Here is a 17,720-nt window from a genome sequence, read left to right as displayed (position 1 = left end):
GGCATCCCCCCTCTTCGCATGCCGGCTCACTCGGCCGGAGCGAGCGCCTTCTTCATCAGCTCGGCGTGCTCCTGTGCGTGCACCTTCGGCGAGCCGGTGGCGGGCGAGGCGGCCGCGGCGCGCGTGATGGGCCGGATCGTACGGCCACCCAGATGGCGGACGATCTCGAGCGCGATGAACGGCCAGGCGCCCTGATTCTCGGGCTCGTCCTGCACCCAGCAGAGCTGTGCGTTCGGGTAGCGGTCGATGACGGCCTTCAGCTCGTCGATCGGTGCCGGATAGAACTGCTCCACGCGCACCAGGGCGATGGCGGGGTCGGGGTTCTTGTCGAGCTCGCCGCGCAGATCCCAATGGATCTTCCCCGCGTGCAGGAGCACCTTCTTCACCGTCGAAGCGTCGGGATGGCGGTTGTCGTCCAGCACGGGCTCGAAGCGTCCCTGCGTGAAGTCCTCCACCGGACTGGTCGCGCCGCGCAGCCGCAGCATCGCCTTCGGGGTGAAGACCACCAGGGGGCGCCGGGGCCGCGCGTAGGCCTGACGACGCAGCAGATGGAAGTACGACGCGGGAGTGGACGGCCGGGCGACGATCATGTTGTCCTGGGCGCACATCTGCAGGTAGCGCTCGATGCGGGCGGAGGAGTGGTCGGGGCCCTGACCCTCGTAGCCGTGGGGGAGCAGCAGCGTGACGCTCGACTGCTGGCCCCATTTCTGGTCGGCGGAGGAGATGAACTCGTCGATGACCGACTGGGCGCCGTTGGCGAAGTCGCCGAACTGCGCCTCCCACAGCACGAGCGAGTCGGGACGCTCCACGGAATAGCCGTACTCGAACGCCATCGCGGCGTACTCGCTCAGCAGGGAGTCGTAGACCCAGAAGCGGCCCTGACGATCGCTGAGGTTGGCGAGGGGGATCCACTCCTGCCCGTTGGCGCGATCGTGGAGCACCGAGTGGCGCTGCACGAACGTGCCTCGACGGGAGTCCTGTCCCGCCAGGCGGACGTTCGTGCCCTCCAGCAGCAGGGAGCCGAACGCCAGGAGCTCTCCGAACGCCCAGTCGATGCCGCCCTTGCGGCTCATGTCGAGGCGCTTGTCGAGCAACTGCTGGATCTTCGGGTGCACCGTGAAGCCCTCGGGCTTGTTGACGAACGCGTCGCCGATCAGGCGCACGACGTCGCCGGAGACGCCGGTCGTCTCGAGCTCGCCCCAGTTCAGCTCCTCCTCGGCGCCGTCCACGGTGCCGTCGGTGACGATGTCGTGCGAGCCCGTCTCGGCGGCGTGGGTCTCGGCGAACGCGACCTCGAGGCGGTCCTGGAAATCGCGCTTGGCGCTTTCGTACTCCTCCTCGGTGATGTCGCCGCGACCCACCAACGACTCGGTGTAGAGGCGCCGCACCGAGCGCTTGGCCTCGATGAGATTCGTCATCAGCGGCTGCGTCATCGAGGGGTCGTCGCCCTCGTTGTGTCCGCGTCGGCGGTAGCACACCACGTCGATCACGACGTCGCGGTGGAACTCCTCGCGGTAGGCGAAGGCGAGCTGGGCGACCCGGACGACGGCCTCGGGGTCATCGCCGTTGACGTGGAAGATCGGCGCCTGGATCGTCTTCGCGACATCCGTGGCGTACACCGAACTGCGGCCGTCCTGCGGGAGGGTCGTGAAGCCCACCTGGTTGTTCACCACGACGTGGATGGTGCCGCCGGTGCGGTAGGCGCGCAGCTGCGACATCTGCAGCGTCTCGACGACGACGCCCTGACCGGCGAAGGCCGCGTCGCCGTGGACGAGGATCGGCAGCCACGAGAACGACCCGATCGGGCGGCGGTCCTGCTTGGCGCGGACGATGCCCTCGAGCACGCCGTTCACGGTCTCCAGGTGGGAGGGGTTCGCTGCGAGGTACACGGGAAGCTCGGTGCCGCGGTCATCGACGAACGTCCCCTCGGTGCCGAGGTGGTACTTCACGTCGCCGGACCCGCGCTTGTTGCCGAGGGCGACGCTTCCCTCGAACTCGCGGAAGACCTGGCCGTACGTCTTGCCGGCGATGTTCGTCAGCACGTTGAGGCGACCGCGGTGCGCCATGCCGATGGCCGCGCCGTCGAGCCGGGCCTCGGCGGCGCCCTGGAGGATCTCGTCGAGCAGCGGGATGAGCGCTTCGCCGCCCTCGAGGCTGAACCGCTTCTGCCCGACGTACTTCGTCTGCAGGAAGGTCTCGAACGCCTCGGCCTCGTTGAGCTTGGACAGGATGCGCAGCTGCTCGTCGTGGCCGGGCTTGGTGTACTTCACCTCGACCTTCTCCTGGAACCAGCGGCGCTGACCCGGGTCCTGGATGTGCATGTACTCGAGGCCGATGGTGCGGCAGTACGAGTCCCGCAGGACGCCGAGGATGTCGCGGAGCTTCATGACGCGCTTGCCGCCGAAGCCGCCCGTGACGAACTCGCGGTCGAGGTCCCAGAACGTCAGCCCGTGGTTCTCGATCTCGAGATCGGGGTGGGTGCGCTGGACGTACTCGAGCGGGTCGATGTCGGCCATGAGGTGCCCGCGGACGCGGAACGAGTTGATGAGCTCCTGCACGCGAGCCGTCTTGTCGATCCGTTCGGCGACGTCGACGTTGATGTCGCTCGCCCAGTGGATCGGGGCGTAGGGGATGCGCAGGGCCGCGAAGATGTCGTTGTAGAACCCGTGGTGCCCCGTGAGCAGCTCGTGGATCTTCTTGAGGAACTCGCCCGACCCGGCACCCTGGATGACGCGGTGGTCGTAGGTGCTCGTGAGCGTGATCGTCTTGCCGATCGCGAGCTCGCTGAGCGTCTTCTCGCTCGCGCCCTGGAACTCGGCGGGGTACTCCAGGGCACCGGCGCCGACGATGCAGCCCTGGCCCTTCATGAGGCGGGGAACGGAGTGCACCGTCCCGATGCCGCCGGGGTTGGTGAGCGAGATGGTCGTGCCCTGGAAGTCGGCCGCGGAGAGCTTGCCGGCGCGGGCGCGGCCGACGAGGTCCTCGTAGGAGGCGAGGTACTCGCCGAACGTCATCGTGTCGGCGCGCTTGATGCTCGGGACCATTAGCGCACGCGTGCCGTCCGGCTTGGGCAGGTCGATCGCGATGCCGAGGTTGATGTGCGCGGGAGCGACGACGGAGGGCTTGCCGTCGATCTCGGCGTAGAAGACGTTCTGGCTGGGGAACGCCTTGAGCGTCTGGATGATGGCCCAGCCGATGAGGTGGGTGAAGCTGATCTTGCCGCCCCGCGTGCGCGACATGTGGTTGTTGATGACGATGCGGTTGTCGATCATCAGCTTCGCGGGGATGGTGCGCACGCTGGTCGCGGTGGGGACGGTCAGCGACTCGTCCATGTTCGCGGCGAGGGTCTTCGGCATTCCCCGCAGGGGCGTGACCTTGTCGTCCTCGAGCGCCTCGTCCGAGCCGCCCGCTGTGGAGACGGGCGCCTGCGCGGGGATCGGCTGCGGCGACGCGGGCCGCGCCGTCGTGCGCGCGACCGGCTGCGCGCCGATCACGGGCACGGGGGCGGTGACGGGGCGCGGCTCGCCGAAGCCTTCGCCTCGTGCGGCGGCCGGGGCATCCGCCTTGGGCGGCGCAGCCTCCGAGACCTGCTCGGAACGCGCGGGCGTCGAAGGCGCCGGGTCCGCGTGCTGGTCGACGGGGTGATAGGCCTCGAGGACCGGCCACCATGCCTTGTCGACGGAGTTCTTGTCTGCTTTGAACTGCTCGTAGAGTTCGTCGACGAGCCATTCGTTGGCCCCGAATTCACCCTCGCTCGAAGTCCCGACGCCCGTCACCTGGCTCGACACGGCTCGATCGCCCACTTTCATCGGTGCAGATTGGTTCGCGCGGGCATCCGGTGGCGCCCGTGCACGACTGTCAAGCCTAACCCAGTTTGCCCGGCGGGTCGGCGTGAGCGCGGAGGGCGACGGATACGTTAACGACATGGACTTTCACGGACCTGCCCCGCAGGTCGATCTGACCTACTCCGACGTCTTCCTCGTCCCGCGCCGCTCCGCGGTGACGAGCAGGCTCCAGGTCGACCTCGCCCCCCGGGACGGCACCCCCGCGACCCTCCCGCTGGTCTCCGCCAACATGAACTCGGTGACCGGCGCGCGGCTGGCTGCGACGCTGGCGCGGCGCGGCGGGATCGGCGTGCTGCCGCAGGACATGCCGCTGCAGGAGCTCGATGCGGCGATCCGGTGGGTCAAGCGTCAGCCAGTCGCATGGGACACGCCGCTCGTCCTGCCGCCGGAGGCGACGGTCGCGGATGCCCTGCGCCTGCTCCCGCCGACGTCGGGTCACGGCATCGTCGTCGCGGATCCGGCGGATCGGATCGACGCGGCCGGCATCCGGGGCGTCGTCCCCGCGTCGCGTCTCGCGACGGCGCTGCCGGATGCGCGCCTGGGCGACCTGGCACGCAACGATGTCCCCGCGCTCGACGCGGAGGACGTGTCCGACCCGCGTGCGGCCTTCGACGTGATCGAGGCCGCCGGCGCCGAGATCATGTGCGTCACCGAGCACGGCCATCTCGTCGGCACGCTCAGCCGCCGGAGTGCGCTGCGCGGCACGCTGTACCGTCCCTCGCTGGATCGCTCGGGACGCCTCGCGGTGGCCGCCGCGATCGGCATCAACGGGGATCCGGCGGGCAAGGCGAGCGCGCTGGCCGCCGCCGGAGTCGACGTGCTCGTCGTGGACACCGCTCACGGGCACCAGGAGGGCATGCTCGAGGCCCTCCGAGCCGTCGCCGACCTCGGCCTGCGCATCCCCCTCGTCGCGGGGAACGTCGTCACGGCCGAGGGCGTGTACGACCTCGTCACCGCCGGCGCCACGATCCTCAAGGTCGGTGTGGGGCCCGGCGCGATGTGCACGACCCGCATGATGACGGCCGTGGGCCGGCCGCAGTTCTCCGCGGTCCTGGAGACGGCGGAGGCGGCCCGCGCGATGGGCGCCCATGTGTGGGCGGACGGCGGGGTGCGATACCCGCGAGACGTCGCCCTCGCGCTGGCCGCGGGTGCGGCATCCGTCATGATCGGGTCGTGGTTCGCCGGCACGATCGAGGCGCCCGGCGAGCTGCTCACCGATGCCGACGGCCGGCCCTACAAGGAGTCGTGGGGGATGGCCTCCACGAAGGCGGTGCAGGAGCGGTTCGGGCGGCTGGATGCCTATGAGCGTGCCCGCAAGGAGCTCTTCGCCGAGGGGATCTCCTCGTCGCGGATCTACCTCGACCCGCTCCGGCCGGGCCTGGAGGACCTCCTGGACATGATCACCTCCGGCGTGCGCTCCTCCTTCACCTACGCCGGGGCGTCGGACGTGCCGGAGTTCCACGAGAGGGCGCTCGTGGGGCTGCAGTCCGCGGCGGGGTACGAGGAGGGCAAGGCCCTGCCCGTCAGCTGGTGACGCGCGCGGCGCGGGGGAGACCGCCGATAGACTGAGCGGCACAATGGACGACCCTCCTAGTCGCAGACCCTCGCCCCACCGCCCGCACCCCCTCGAACGAGGGTGTGACGCATGACGTACGAGTACCTCATGCTGGGCGTGGGGCTCCTGCTCATCGTCGGCACCGGACTCTTCGTCGCCAGCGAGTTCGCGCTCGTCAATCTCGATCGTGCCGATCTCGAGGCACGCCGCGAGAAGGGCGAGTCGAGGCTGTCGCTGACGATCGGCGCGCTGCGGATCACGTCGACGCACCTCTCCAGCGCCCAGCTCGGCATCACGCTGACGACGCTGCTGACCGGCTACACGATGGAGCCGGCCCTCTCGAACCTGCTCCGGCCGGTGCTGACCGGCTGGGGTCTGCCCGGCGGACTGGTCTCGCCGCTGGCCGTTGTCGTCTCCATCACCGTCGCGACGATGCTGTCGATGATCATCGGCGAGCTCGTCCCCAAGAACTTCGCGCTCGCGCTGCCGCGCCAGACCGCGAAGCTCGTGATGCCCTTCCAGGTCGCCTTCACGACGGTCTTCCGGCCCGCGATCGTGGTGCTGAACGGGTCGGCCAACGCCGTCCTGCGCTCGCTCGGCGTCGAGCCCAAGGAGGAGCTCTCCGGGGCGCGCACAGCCGATGAGCTGTCGTCCCTCGTGCGGCGCTCCGCGAGCGCCGGCCTCCTGGAGCAGGACACCGCGTCGCTGCTGAACCGCACCCTGACGTTCTCGCGGCTGAGCGCGGCGGATGTGATGACCCCGCGGCCCAGCATGCACTGCGTCGCCCGCGACGACTCCGCGGACGATGTCATCCAGCTGGCCCGGCGGACCGGTCACAGCCGGTTTCCCGTGTTCGGCGAGTCGCTCGATGACATCGTCGGCGTCGTCCACCTGAAGGCCGCCGTGAGCGTTCCCCGCGACAGGCGCGCCGACGTCCCGGCCGCCGCGCTCGCGAGCGAGCCCCTGCGCGTGCCGGAGACGGTGCGGCTCGACGCGCTCATCGCGGAGCTGCGGGCGCGGGGCTACCAGCTGGCGATCGTGGTCGACGAGTACGGCGGCACCGCCGGCGTCGTGACGCTCGAGGATCTCGTCGAGGAGATCGTCGGCGAGGTCTCGGACGAACACGATCGCAGCCGCACGGGACTCGTGCGGGGCAAGGACTCCCTGACGTTCCCCGGAGCCTGGCGTCCCGACGAGCTGCTCGACCGCACCGGCATCCGGGTGCCGGAGGGCGAGGTCTACGACACCGTGGGGGGTCTCATCATGAGCCGCCTGCAGAGGATCCCCGTCGCGGGGGACGAGATCGAGCTCGAGGACGGAGCGCTCTCCGTGCTGCGCATGGACGGTAGGCGGGTCGATCGGGTGCGCTACGTCCCGCGACCCCCGGAGGACACCGGGCTCGAACCCCCCGCCGAGACGGGGCCGCAGCGGCTGCTGCGTGCGCGCGGGCAGAACGAGAGGGGTGAGCGATGAGCGACTGGGCGGGAATCGTCTGGCTCGTGGTGCTGCTGATCGCCAACGCCTTCTTCGTCGGCGCCGAGTTCGCCGTGATCTCGGCGCGCCGTTCCCAGATCGAGCCCCTCGCCGAGCGGGGATCCCGTGCGGCGAAGACGGCGCTGTACGCGATGGAGCATGCCACGCTCATGCTCGCCACCTCGCAGCTGGGCATCACGATCTGCTCGCTACTGATCCTGAACGTCTCGGAGCCCGCGATCCACCACCTGCTCGAGGTGCCGTTCGGGCTGACGGGGCTTCCCGAGGCCGCCGTCGATGTCACGGCGTTCGTCGTCGCGCTCCTGGTGGTGTCGTACCTGCACGTGGTGTTCGGCGAGATGGTGCCGAAGAACCTCGCGTTCTCGCTGCCCGACCGTGCGGTCCTGATCCTCGCGACGCCGCTCGTGTGGGTCGCGCGCGTGTTCCACCCGATCATCTTCACGCTCAACTGGATCGCCAACCACGTACTGCGGCTGTTCAAGGTGGAGCCCAAGGACGAAGCCGCGTCGACCTTCACGCTCGACGAGGTCGCCACGATCGTGGCGCAGTCGACGCAGGAGGGGGTGCTGCTGGACCGCACGGGCGCCGTCGTGGCCGCGGTGGAGTTCACCGACAAGAAGGCCCGTGACATCGCCGTGCCGCTGGACGCGCTCGTCACCCTGCCCGAGACGACGACGCCCGCCGAGGTCGAGCGGGCGGTCGCATCGCACGGGTACTCCCGGTACGTGATCGTCGACGCCCAGGGGGAGCCGATCGGCTATGTGCACCTCAAGGACATCCTGAGGGCGACCGAGTCGCCGGATGCCGGGGCCGACGTGCCGGTGCCGGCCAAGCGCATCCACCACATGATCCCCGTGCAGGAGAGCACCGACCTCGAGGACGTGCTCGCCACGATGCGCCGCGCCGGACGCCACCTGGCGCGCGTGCGCGACGAGCAGGGCGCGACCACGGGGGTGGTGTTCCTCGAGGACATCATCGAGGAGCTCGTGGGCGAGGTGCAGGACGCGACGCGGCGGCGCTAGGCCGCCGCACGCGTCATCGGGCGGGCGGCGCGCCCGCGTGCGTCAGGACGCGCGGACGCGGGCCGCGCGCTCGTACTGCGAGGGCCACAGCTCGAGCCCTTCGCCGAGCTCGGCGGCGGCGCGGAGGGCGAAGTGCGGGTCGCGCAGCCACTCCCTCGCGGCGAAGACCGCGTCCGCGTCGCCGTCGGCGAGGATCTGCTCGGCCTGGGCCCCCTCGGTGATGACGCCCACCGCGCTGACGGGCAGTCCCGTCTCGCGGCGCACGTGCGCGGCGAGCGGCACCTGGTAGCCCGGGCCCGCTGTGATCCGCTGGTGGGCGACCAGGCCTCCGCTGGAGATGTCGAAGAGGTCCGCGCCCGCGTCGGCGGCCCACCGGGCCACCGTCGCGGTGTCCTCGATGCCCCATCCGCCCTCGGCGGCGTCCGTGCCCGAGAAGCGGACGAACACGGGGACGCCGTCGCCGACGGCGTCCCGCACGGCGCCGACGACCCGGAGCAGGAGGCGGGCGCGATTGCCGAGCGTGCCGCCGTACTCGTCGTCGCGCGTGTTGCTGAGCGGGGAGAGGAACTCGTGCAGCAGGTACCCGTGGGCCGCGTGGATCTCGAGCACCTGGAACCCCGCGCCCACCGCCCGTCGCGCGGCGTCGGCGAAGGCGGTCACGGTCCGCTCGATCTCGGCGCGGTCCATGGGGAGCGGGTCGGCGTAACCGCTGTAGGCGATCGGCGAGGGAGCGAGGGTGCGCCACCCGCCCTGCGCCTCGGGCACGGAGCCGCGCTCGCCGGAGAACGGCCACCAGGTCGAGGCCTTGCGCCCGGCGTGCGCGAGCTGCACGCCGGCGACGGCGCCGCGGGCGCGGATCGCGGCGACGACGGGGGCCCAGGCATCCGCCTGTGCATCGTTCCAGATGCCGACATCGCGCGGGGAGATGCGCCCTTCGGGCGTGACGGCGGTCGCCTCGGCCATCACCAGACCCGCCCCGCCCGAGGCGAACTGCGCGAGGTGCACGTGGTGCCAGTCGTTCGGCATGCCCTCCTCGGAGCTGTACATGCACATGGGGGCGACCCACAGGCGATTGCGCATCTGCACGCCGCGCACGGCGAGGGGCTGGAAGAGCAGGCTCACGGTTCTCCTTCGCGGGCGGGGGGTCCGCCGGTAGCGTGAGGGCGTGATCACGCCCCTCGAGTGGAACGCCGCGCGAGCGGCCTCCCATCTGCGAATGCCAACCGACGACGACGACAAGTATTCCCGCGGCGTGGTCGGCATGCGCACCGGCTCCGTGCCGTATCCGGGCGCCGCGGTCCTCGGAGTCCAGGCCGCCTGGCGGGCCGGTGCGGGCATGGTGCGCTACGTCGGGCACGATGCCGTCGGCGACGCCGTGCTCGCGCGTCGCCCCGAGACCGTGCGCGGCGAGGGTCGGGTGCAGGCGTGGGTGATCGGCTCCGGCACGGATGCCTCGGTGCGGGATGGCGGGGAGACCGCCGCCCTTCGCGAGCTCCTCGCGGGTGACGTGCCCGTCGTCGCGGATGCCGGGGCCCTGGATCTCGTCGCGGGCTCCCGCGCGCCGCTCGTCGTGACGCCGCACGGCCGCGAGTTCGCCCGTCTTCGCGAGGCCCTGGGCCTTGCTCCCGCGGGCGATGACCGGGCCGAGGCCGCGGTCGAGACCGCCGCGGCGCTCGGTGCTGTCGTGCTTCTGAAGGGCTCCCGCACGCTCGTCGCGACCGGGGAGGGCTGGGTCGCCTCCGTCGCGGCGGGAACCCCGTGGCTCGCCACGGCGGGCACGGGGGACGTGCTGGCGGGTGTGATCGGCGCGCTGGTCGCCGCCCGTTCGGATGCCGCCGCGGCGGATCGCCGGCTGCTGGCATCCCTGGCGGCCACCGCCGCCTGGATACACGGGGCGGCGGGCCGCGGTGCGGCGGGCCAGGGCGAGGGCGGACCCGGGCACCCGCTCGTCGCACTGGACGTGGCCGATGCGGTGCCCGCCGTCCTGGGGGAGCTGCTGCGCGTGACGTGAGGGACGGCGGCGGCGCGCCTAGGATGATCGCGTGTCCGCGCGTGCTCTCCTGTGGGCGGCGTTCGCCGTCGTCCACGTCGCGGTGGCCGCGTTCGGGTGGTTCCTTCCCAACCAGCCGATGGGCGACGTCTACCTCGTCTACGAGCCCTGGGCGCGCGCCGCGGCATCCGGCTCGGCCGTCGTCGGCATCACCGAGACCTTCGTCTATCCGCACCTCGCGCTGCTGCCGATGCTCGCCGCGCTCGGGCTGTCGTGGGTGGGCGGCTACATCGTCGCCTGGGCCATCGTCGTCACGGCGCTGGATGCCGTCGCCTTCGCCCTGCTCCTCGGGGACGGCCGATCGGCGGGTCGCACCGTGGCGGGCTGGTTCTGGATGGCGTACCTCGCCCTCCTCGGGCCCGTCGCGATCTACCGCATCGACGCCGTGACCGTGCCGCTCGCGGTGGCGGGGCTCCTGCTCCTCGCGCGACGACCGCGCATCGCCGCGGCCCTTCTGAGCGTGGGCATGTGGATCAAGGTGTGGCCCGTCGCGCTGCTGGCCGCGGCGTTCGTCGCGCTGCGCCGCCGCCTCGAGGTGCTCGGGACGGCGCTCGCGGTCTCGGCGGCGGTGGTGCTTCTCGTCGTCTCCGCGGGGGGCGCGGCGCACCTGGCCGGCTTCATCGGCGCACAGACCGGGCGCGGGCTGCAGCTGGAGGCGCCCGTGAGCACGGTCTACCTGTGGCGCGCGGTGTTCGGCGTGGAGGGGTCCTTCATCTTCTACGACCCGGACATCCTCACGTTCCAGGTCACGGGGCCCGGTGTCGACACGGTCATCGCGCTCATGACGCCCGTCCTGATGGCCGGTGTCGTCGGCATCGTGCTCGTCGGGGCGGTGAAGGCCCGCCGCGGTGCCTCGTTCCTGCGCCTGTTCCCGCCGTTGGCGCTCGCACTCGTGCTCGTGCTGATCGTGACGAACAAGGTCGGGTCGCCGCAGTTCCAGACGTGGCTCATCGCGCCCCTCGTGCTCTGGCTCGTGCTGGACCGCCGGCGCGCCGCCGCCCCCGCCGTGCTGGCCGGGATCGTCGCCGCGCTGACGCAGGCGATATACCCCATGGTGTACGGCGGCCTCCTGGGCGCGCAGTTCCTGCCGGTTCTGCTCCTCACGCTGCGCAACGCCACCGAGATCGCGCTGCTGGTCGTCGTCCTGGTGCGGCTGGTCGGCGTGCCCGTCCCGACGCGGCGGCGGGAGGCGGGTCACGTCCCGCTGCCGACGTCGTAGCCCCTGCAAGACGAAGCAACCCTGCAAGAGGAAGCAACCCTGCAAGACGAAGCAGCCCCGCAAACGAAGGAGAGAACCCATGATCGTCGCATTCTCGGTCGCACCCAGCGGCACCGGACGCGCGGACGCCTCGGTGCACGACGCCGTCGCCGCCGCCGTCACGGTCGTGCGCGAGTCCGGATTGCCGCACCGCACGTCGTCGATGTTCACCGAGATCGAGGGGGAGTGGGACGAGGTGTTCGCCGTCGTACGCGCGGCCACCGAGGCCGTGATGCCCTTCGGCTCGCGCGTCTCGCTCGTCCTCAAGGCCGACATCCGGCCGGGGTACTCGGGAGAGCTCGACGGCAAGCTCGAGCGCCTCGAGCGCGCGCTCGGCGGCGTCGACGACGACCCGGTCATCTGAGCGCGCCGCACTTCGAATCGTTTCGACGCCTGCGCTAGAGTAGGCGACCATGACCCCCGCACATCCTCGTCGGGGGGCGGCGACGTGGGCGCTCCTCTCCCTCGCCGTCGGAAGCTTCGGCATCGGCATGACCGAGTTCGTCGTCATGGGACTGCTGCCCCAGATCGCTCAGGACCTGCTGCCCGAGCTCTGGACGCGCTCCCCGGACGATGCCATCGCCGCCGCGGGATGGCTCATCACTCTCTACGCGCTCGGCGTCGTGGTGGGCGCGCCGACCGTCTCGGGGCTCGTGGCGCGCTTCCCGCGCAATCGCGTCATCGTCGGACTCGCCGCGGCCATGGCGGTCTTCTCGGTGCTGACGGTACTGGCCCCGACCTTCGAGCTGGTCGCCGTCTCGCGGTTCCTCGCGGGTCTGCCGCACGGCGGGTTCTTCGGCATGGGCGCGCTCATCGCCGCCGACATGCTCGGCCCCGGCAAGCGTGGGCAGGGCGTCGCGATCGTCCTGACGGGCCTGACGGTCGCGAACGTCGTCGGAGTTCCCCTCGGCACCTGGCTCGGCCAGGTGACGGGATGGCGTTCCGCCTTCGCGGTCGTCGCCGCCATCTTCGTCGTCTGCGCGGTCATGCTCGCGTTCTTCACGCCTCCGCATGCGGGGGATCCCTCACGCACCTTCCGCGCCGAGCTGCGCGTCTTCCGCGTGGGTCAGGTGTGGCTCGCGCTCGCGATCGGGGCGATCGGCTTCGGCGGTTTCTTCGCCGTCTACAGCTACGTCTCCCCGCTCGTGACGGAGGTGGCCGGCAGCCCCGAGTGGGTCGTCCCGATCGTGCTCGTGGTCATGGGGGTCGGCATGACCGTCGGCAACCTCCTCGGGGGGCGGCTCGCCGACGCGAACCTCCGTGCGACCCTCATCGTCTCGCTCATCGTCCTCGCCCTCGTTCTGTCGCTGCTGGCGTTGTCCGCCGCGTGGATCGTGCCCCTCGTCATCCTCGTCTTCGCGGTGGGGGCGACCTCCGCCATCACGAGCCCCGCCATCCAGACCCGCCTCATGGATGTCGCGGGGGACAACCAGTCCATCGCGGCGGCGCTGAACCACTCCGCGCTCAACATCGGCAACAGCCTCGGCGCCTTCCTTGGGGGCGTCGTCATCGCGGCCGGGTGGGGCTTCGTCATGCCCGCCTGGACGGGCGTCGTGCTCGCGATCCTGGGGGTCGGGATCGCGCTGCTGAGCTTCCGCCTGGAACGCGACGGCGGCAGGGCGACCCGCCGGGTCGGGGCCGAGGACCCCGCGAACCCGTCCGCCGAGGCCGTCGGGGTCGCGACCGGCCCGATCGGCCGGGGCTGATCGGGCGCGCCGCGGGGCTCAGTCCTCGAGCAGCCGGCGCAGGTGCTCGCCCACGACGGGCGTCTCGATGAGGAAGCCGTCGTGCCCGAAGTCGCTCGCGATGACCGTCGCGTGGTCGCCGTCGAGCGTGTCGGGGATGCTGCGGGCGATGCGCTGCTGCCCCTCGACGGGGAACAGCCGGTCGCTGTCGATCCCCAGCACGAGGGTGCGGGCGGTGACGGCCCGGAGGGCCTCCTCGACGCCGCCGCGATCGCGTCCCACGTCGTGGGAGTTCATCGCGTTGACGAGGGTGATGTAGCTGTTGGCGTCGAACCGGCGGGTGAAGCGGTTGCCGTGGAAGTCGAGGTACGACTCCACCGCGAACCGGCCCCCGCGGCCCAGCGGGCTCACGCCCGACTGCCAGGACCGCTGGAACCTCTGATTGAGCTCCGTGGGGCTGCGATAGTTCAGCAGGGCCATGCGCCGCGCGAGCGCGAGCCCGCGGTGGGGGCCGTCGCCGTCGCCGGCGTCGTAGTACTCGCCGCGCGCGAATCGCGGGTCCATCGCGATCGCCTCGAGCTGCACGGAGTTGAGCGCGATCTGGTCGGCGCTCGCCAGCGGCGGGGCCGCGATGATCGCCGCCCGCTCCACGCGGTGCGGGTGCCCCGCCGCCCACTCGAGGGCGTGCATGCCGCCCATCGATCCGCCCACGACCGCTGCCCACGTGTCGATGCCGAGCGCGTCGGCCAGGCGTACCTGGGCCTGCACCTGGTCGCGGATCGTGAGGTACGGGAACCGCGCCGCCCATTCGTAGCCGTCGGGGGCGATGCTGGCCGGGCCGGTGGAGCCCTGGCATCCGCCCAGCATGTTGGGGGCGATCACGAACCAGCGGTCGGTGTCGATCGGCGCGCCGGGGCCGACGATGTCGGGCCACCAGCCGTCGGTGGAATGGCCCGGTCCGGCCTCGCCGCGCACATGGCTGTCGCCCGTGAGGGCGTGCAGGACGAGCACGGCGTTGTCGCGTGCCGCGTTCAGCTCGCCCCAGCTTTCGTAGGCGATGCGGATCGAGGGCAGCTCCGCGCCGCCCTCGGTGCGGAAGGCCCCGAACGCCGCGAAGCGCCGTTCGCCGACGGGATCGCCGTCGCGCCATGCCCCGGTGGCGGGGGGACGGCCGAGCAGCATGCGCGCGTCGGCCTCCGTGACGGGTGCCGCGGGCGCCGTGTCCTCGGAGCTCTGCCAGTCCATCCGTCCATTCTTCCGTGTCCCGCGCGCGACGTCGGACAGGTTACGGGCCCCGAACGACGGATGCCCCGGCCGTCACCGGTCCGGGGCATCCATCGCACAGGGTTACGCGCGGGCGGCTTCGCTCACGCTGCGGGCCGCCGCGAGCGCCTGCTCGAGGTCGGCCTTGAGGTCGTCGACGTTCTCGATGCCGACCGAGAGGCGCACGAGCCCGGGCGTGACGCCCGCCGTGAGCTGCTGCTCGGGGGTCAGCTGGGAGTGGGTCGTCGAGGCGGGGTGGATGACGAGGGAGCGCACGTCGCCGATGTTCGCCAGGTGGCTGAACAGGTGCAGCGAGTTGACGAACTCGCGGCCGGCCTCGACGCCGCCCTTGAGCTCGAACGACAACACCGCGCCGACGCCCCTGGGGGCGTAGGTGTTGGCGGCCGCGTACCAGGGCGAGGAGGGCAGGCCCGAGTAGTTCACCGAGGCGACGTCCGGGTGCTCCTCGAGCCACTCCGCGATCTCCTGGGCGTTCTGCACGTGGCGCTCGATACGCAGCGACAGCGTCTCGATGCCCTGGATGAGCAGCCAGGCGCTCTGCGGCGAGATCGAGGATCCGAGGTCGCGCAGCAGCTGCACGCGCGCCTTGATGATGTAGGCGAGGGGATCGCCGACCGCGGTCGTGTAGCTCGCGCCGTGGTACGACGGGTCGGGCTCGGTCAGGCCGGGGAACCTCTCGACGTTCTTCGACCACGCGAACGTCCCGCCGTCGACGATCGCGCCGCCGATGACGGTGCCGTGACCGCCGAGGAACTTCGTCGCGGAGTGGACGACGATGTCGGCGCCGTGCTCGAACGGCTTGATGAGGTAGGGCGTGGCGATCGTGTTGTCGACGATCAGCGGGACCCCGGCCTCGTGGGCGACGTTCGAGACCTTGCGGATGTCGAGGATGTTGATCTTCGGGTTTCCGACGGTCTCGCCGAAGAAGAGCTTCGTGTTCGGGCGGACGGCCGCGCGCCACTCCTCGGCGTCGTCCTGGTTCTCGACGAACGTCGTCTCGATGCCGAGCTTGGCCAGCGTGTACTTGAACAGGTTGTACGTTCCGCCGTAGATGGAGCTCGAGGAGACGATGTGATCCCCCGCCTGCGCGATGTTCAGCACGGCGAACGTCTCCGCGGCCTGGCCGCTCGCGACGAGAAGGGCGCCGGTGCCCCCCTCGAGTGCCGCGAGGCGCTGCTCCACGACGTCCGTCGTCGGGTTCATGATGCGCGTGTAGATGTTGCCGAACTCGGCCAGCGCGAAGAGGTTCGCGGCGTGGTCGGTGTTGTCGAACACGTAGGACGTGGTCTGGTAGATGGGCGTCGCGCGCGCCTTCGTGGTGGGGTCGGGCTGCGCGCCCGCGTGGACCTGCTTGGTCTCGAAGCGCCAGTTCTCGGGTGCGGACATGTCGTCCTCCTGGTTGATGCTCGCGGCCTGCGGCGGTCGCCGGGCCTGAGGCGAGACTAGGCAGGCGGCCTCGACGGCGACAAGGGCCGGGAAATGTGACGTAACAGGGCGGCCAGAGCGCGTGCAGCGGCATCCCGCGGTGGCGCGTTAGCGTTGTCCCATGGCGAACAGGCGAGCAGTGGTCACGGGAGCAAGCTCCGGAATCGGAGAGGCGACGGCGCGTGCGCTGCGCGTCGCGGGGTGGGACGTGGTGGGCGTGGCGCGCCGTGCGGACCGGCTGCAGCAGCTCGAGCGCGAGACGGGCGCCGCGGTCTTCGCCGCCGACCTCACCCGCCGCGCCGACATCGACGCGCTCGCCCTGTGGCTGTCCGAGACGGGCCCCGTCGACGCGCTCGTGCACGTCGCGGGCGGCGCGCGGGGCACCGACACCGTCGAGGGCGGCTCGCAGGATGACTGGACCTGGATGTTCGAGGTCAACGTGCTCTCGACGCAGATGATCGTCCAGGCGCTGCTGCCCCAGCTGCGGAGGGCCGCCCGCGAGGGCGGCCACGCCGACACCGTGTTCGTGACCTCGACGGCCGCGCAGGTGGCGTATCCGGGCGGCGGGGGCTACAACGCGGCGAAGGCGGCGGAGTCGATGCTCGTCAAGGCACTGCGACTCGAGCTGAACGGCGAGCCGATCCGGGTCGTCGAGATCGCGCCGGGCATGGTCAACACGCCGGAGTTCACGCTCAACCGGCTCGGGGGCGACAGCGCCGCCGCCGATCGCGTCTACGAGGGGGTCGAGGCGCCGCTCGTCGCCGCGGATGTCGCCGACGTCATCGTTTACGCGGTGGATGCCCCGGGTCACGTCAACCTCGACCTGGTGACGATGCGCCCGGTCGCCCAGTCCGCCCAGCACCTCCTGGCGCGGGGACCCCTGCGCACGCGGGGGGACCAGGCGTGAGCGCCGAACGCGAGATCCTCACCTGGGACGGCTTCGGCGAGGCGTGCCGAGAGATGGCGCGCGACATCCTCGCCGACGGATTCGTTCCCGAGGTCGTCGTCGCGATCGCCCGTGGCGGGCTGCTGCCGGCGGGCGCGATCGCGTACGGCCTCGGAATCAAGAACTGCGGGGCCCTCAACGTGGAGTTCTACACCGGTATCGGAACGGTGCTCGACGCCCCCGAGCTGCTGCCGCCCGAGCTCGACATGGCCTATCTGGACGGACGCCGGGTGCTGCTCGTGGACGACGTCGCCGACAGCGGCCGCACGCTCGATCTCGCCGTCCGGCTCCTCCGGGAGCGCGGCGCGGACGTGCGGTCCGCGACGATCTACACCAAGCCCGGCACGATCATCACCCCGGACTACGCGTGGCGCGACACTCCGCTGTGGATCGATTTCCCGTGGTCGGCGAAGGGCTCCGTGATCGACGAGGACGCGGCCTGAGCGATGCCCCGGAGCCTCGACGATCTCGCACGCGACGGGCTGATCGATGCCGCGTGGGCGGATCGCCTCGCGCCCGTGTCGGGAGAGATCGCCGCACTCGGCGACCGCCTGAGGGAGGAGGTCGCGGCGGGACGGCGGTACCTTCCCGCGGGCGACCACGTGCTGCGCGCCTTCGCCGCGCCCTTCGACGGCGTGAAGGTGCTGATCGTCGGGCAGGACCCGTATCCGACTCCGGGGCACCCGATCGGGCTCTCCTTCGCGGTGGAGCGCCACGTCCGGCCGCTGCCCCGCAGCCTCGCCAACATCTACCGCGAGCGGGCCGACGACCTCGGCATCCCGCCCAACTCCCACGGGGACCTCTCGGCGTGGGCGGACCAGGGGGTCATGCTGCTCAACCGCGTGCTCACGGTGGCGCCGGGCGCGCCGGCGTCCCACCGGGGCTGGGGCTGGGAGACGGTCACCGAGCACGCCATCCGCGAGCTCGTCGCCCGCGAGCGCCCGCTTGTCGCGGTGCTGTGGGGGAGGGATGCCGCGGGCCTGCGCCCGATGCTCTCCGGGACGCCGATCGTGGCCTCGGCCCACCCGTCCCCCCTGTCGGCGAACCGCGGATTCTTCGGCTCCCGCCCCTTCTCGCGGGTCAACGAGCTGCTGGTCGCGCAGGGAGCGGACGCCGTCGACTGGAACCTCCCCGAATGACCCGCCCCCGCGCCGTA

General features: G+C 71.4%; 14 protein-coding genes. 10 read left to right on the top strand and 4 right to left on the bottom strand.

The genetic code is table 11. From position 1 onward, the window contains the following. Nucleotides 1–26: 26 nt before the first annotated feature. The gene (locus RYJ27_RS08530; protein ID WP_330172030.1) at nt 27–3,788 is read right to left on the bottom strand and encodes a multifunctional oxoglutarate decarboxylase/oxoglutarate dehydrogenase thiamine pyrophosphate-binding subunit/dihydrolipoyllysine-residue succinyltransferase subunit; all 3,762 of its coding nucleotides are present in this window, start codon (nt 3,786–3,788) and stop codon (nt 27–29) included. Nucleotides 3,789–3,924: 136 nt separating this feature from the next. Between RYJ27_RS08530 and guaB1 the strand changes: the two genes are divergently transcribed. From guaB1 to RYJ27_RS08515, 3 genes are all read left to right on the top strand, one after another. Further along, nucleotides 3,925–5,379, top strand: coding sequence for a GMP reductase (guaB1, locus tag RYJ27_RS08525; RefSeq protein ID WP_330169898.1), 1,455 nt, complete (start codon nt 3,925–3,927; stop codon nt 5,377–5,379). A gap of 111 nt (nt 5,380–5,490) precedes the next feature. Further along, complete coding sequence (locus RYJ27_RS08520) at nt 5,491–6,873, top strand: hemolysin family protein (protein ID WP_330169897.1); 1,383 nt, start codon at nt 5,491–5,493, stop codon at nt 6,871–6,873. Then, complete coding sequence (locus RYJ27_RS08515; protein WP_330169896.1) at nt 6,870–7,916, top strand: hemolysin family protein; 1,047 nt, start codon at nt 6,870–6,872, stop codon at nt 7,914–7,916. The genes RYJ27_RS08520 and RYJ27_RS08515 overlap by 4 nt, the downstream gene beginning before the upstream one ends. 42 nt (nt 7,917–7,958) lie before the next feature. Here RYJ27_RS08515 and RYJ27_RS08510 read toward each other — a convergent pair whose 3' ends face one another. Next, a complete protein-coding gene (locus RYJ27_RS08510; RefSeq protein ID WP_330169895.1) occupies nt 7,959–9,038 on the bottom strand; it encodes an NADH:flavin oxidoreductase/NADH oxidase in 1,080 nt (359 codons plus the stop codon). A 94-nt stretch (nt 9,039–9,132) separates the two neighbouring features. Here RYJ27_RS08510 and RYJ27_RS08505 point away from each other — a divergent pair, with 94 nt between their 5' ends. From RYJ27_RS08505 to RYJ27_RS08490, 4 genes are all read left to right on the top strand, one after another. Next, nucleotides 9,133–9,927, top strand: a complete 795-nt coding sequence (locus RYJ27_RS08505; protein WP_330172029.1) for an ADP-dependent NAD(P)H-hydrate dehydratase — start codon at nt 9,133–9,135, stop codon at nt 9,925–9,927. A 31-nt stretch (nt 9,928–9,958) separates the two neighbouring features. Beyond that, entirely contained in the window at nt 9,959–11,185 is a 1,227-nt protein-coding gene (locus tag RYJ27_RS08500) for a glycosyltransferase 87 family protein (protein ID WP_330169894.1), read from the top strand. Between the two features lie 79 nt (nt 11,186–11,264). Further along, nucleotides 11,265–11,588, top strand: a complete 324-nt coding sequence (locus tag RYJ27_RS08495; protein WP_330169893.1) for a thiamine-binding protein — start codon at nt 11,265–11,267, stop codon at nt 11,586–11,588. A 49-nt stretch (nt 11,589–11,637) separates the two neighbouring features. Continuing rightward, nucleotides 11,638–12,930 carry an MFS transporter gene (locus RYJ27_RS08490; protein ID WP_330169892.1) on the top strand — a complete coding sequence of 431 codons (1,293 nt, stop codon included), beginning with the start codon at nt 11,638–11,640 and terminating at the stop codon, nt 12,928–12,930. Nucleotides 12,931–12,948: 18 nt separating this feature from the next. Here the strand turns inward: RYJ27_RS08490 and metX are convergent, their stop codons facing one another. Next, the gene (gene metX, locus RYJ27_RS08485) at nt 12,949–14,154 is read right to left on the bottom strand and encodes a homoserine O-acetyltransferase MetX (RefSeq protein ID WP_330169891.1); all 1,206 of its coding nucleotides are present in this window, start codon (nt 14,152–14,154) and stop codon (nt 12,949–12,951) included. 102 nt (nt 14,155–14,256) lie between these two features. Beyond that, nucleotides 14,257–15,579, bottom strand: coding sequence for a bifunctional o-acetylhomoserine/o-acetylserine sulfhydrylase (locus RYJ27_RS08480; RefSeq protein ID WP_330169890.1), 1,323 nt, complete (start codon nt 15,577–15,579; stop codon nt 14,257–14,259). A 160-nt stretch (nt 15,580–15,739) separates the two neighbouring features. Between RYJ27_RS08480 and RYJ27_RS08475 the strand changes: the two genes are divergently transcribed. From RYJ27_RS08475 to RYJ27_RS08465, 3 genes are read left to right on the top strand one after another with little or no spacing between them, the layout of a single operon-like run. Next, complete coding sequence (locus tag RYJ27_RS08475; protein ID WP_330169889.1) at nt 15,740–16,525, top strand: SDR family oxidoreductase; 786 nt, start codon at nt 15,740–15,742, stop codon at nt 16,523–16,525. Further along, on the top strand, nt 16,522–17,007 hold the full coding sequence (locus RYJ27_RS08470; RefSeq protein WP_330169888.1) for a phosphoribosyltransferase: 486 nt from the start codon (nt 16,522–16,524) through the stop codon (nt 17,005–17,007). The genes RYJ27_RS08475 and RYJ27_RS08470 overlap by 4 nt, the downstream gene beginning before the upstream one ends. Nucleotides 17,008–17,010: 3 nt before the next feature. Then, on the top strand, nt 17,011–17,703 hold the full coding sequence (locus RYJ27_RS08465; protein WP_330169887.1) for a uracil-DNA glycosylase: 693 nt from the start codon (nt 17,011–17,013) through the stop codon (nt 17,701–17,703). The last annotated feature ends 17 nt before the right edge of the window (nt 17,704–17,720 follow it).

Source organism: Microbacterium limosum (assembly GCF_036324365.1).
Lineage (GTDB): Bacteria > Actinomycetota > Actinomycetes > Actinomycetales > Microbacteriaceae > Microbacterium > Microbacterium limosum.
The sequence above is the reverse complement of the archived record's forward strand: the minus strand, read 5'-3'. Positions and strand labels throughout refer to the sequence as shown.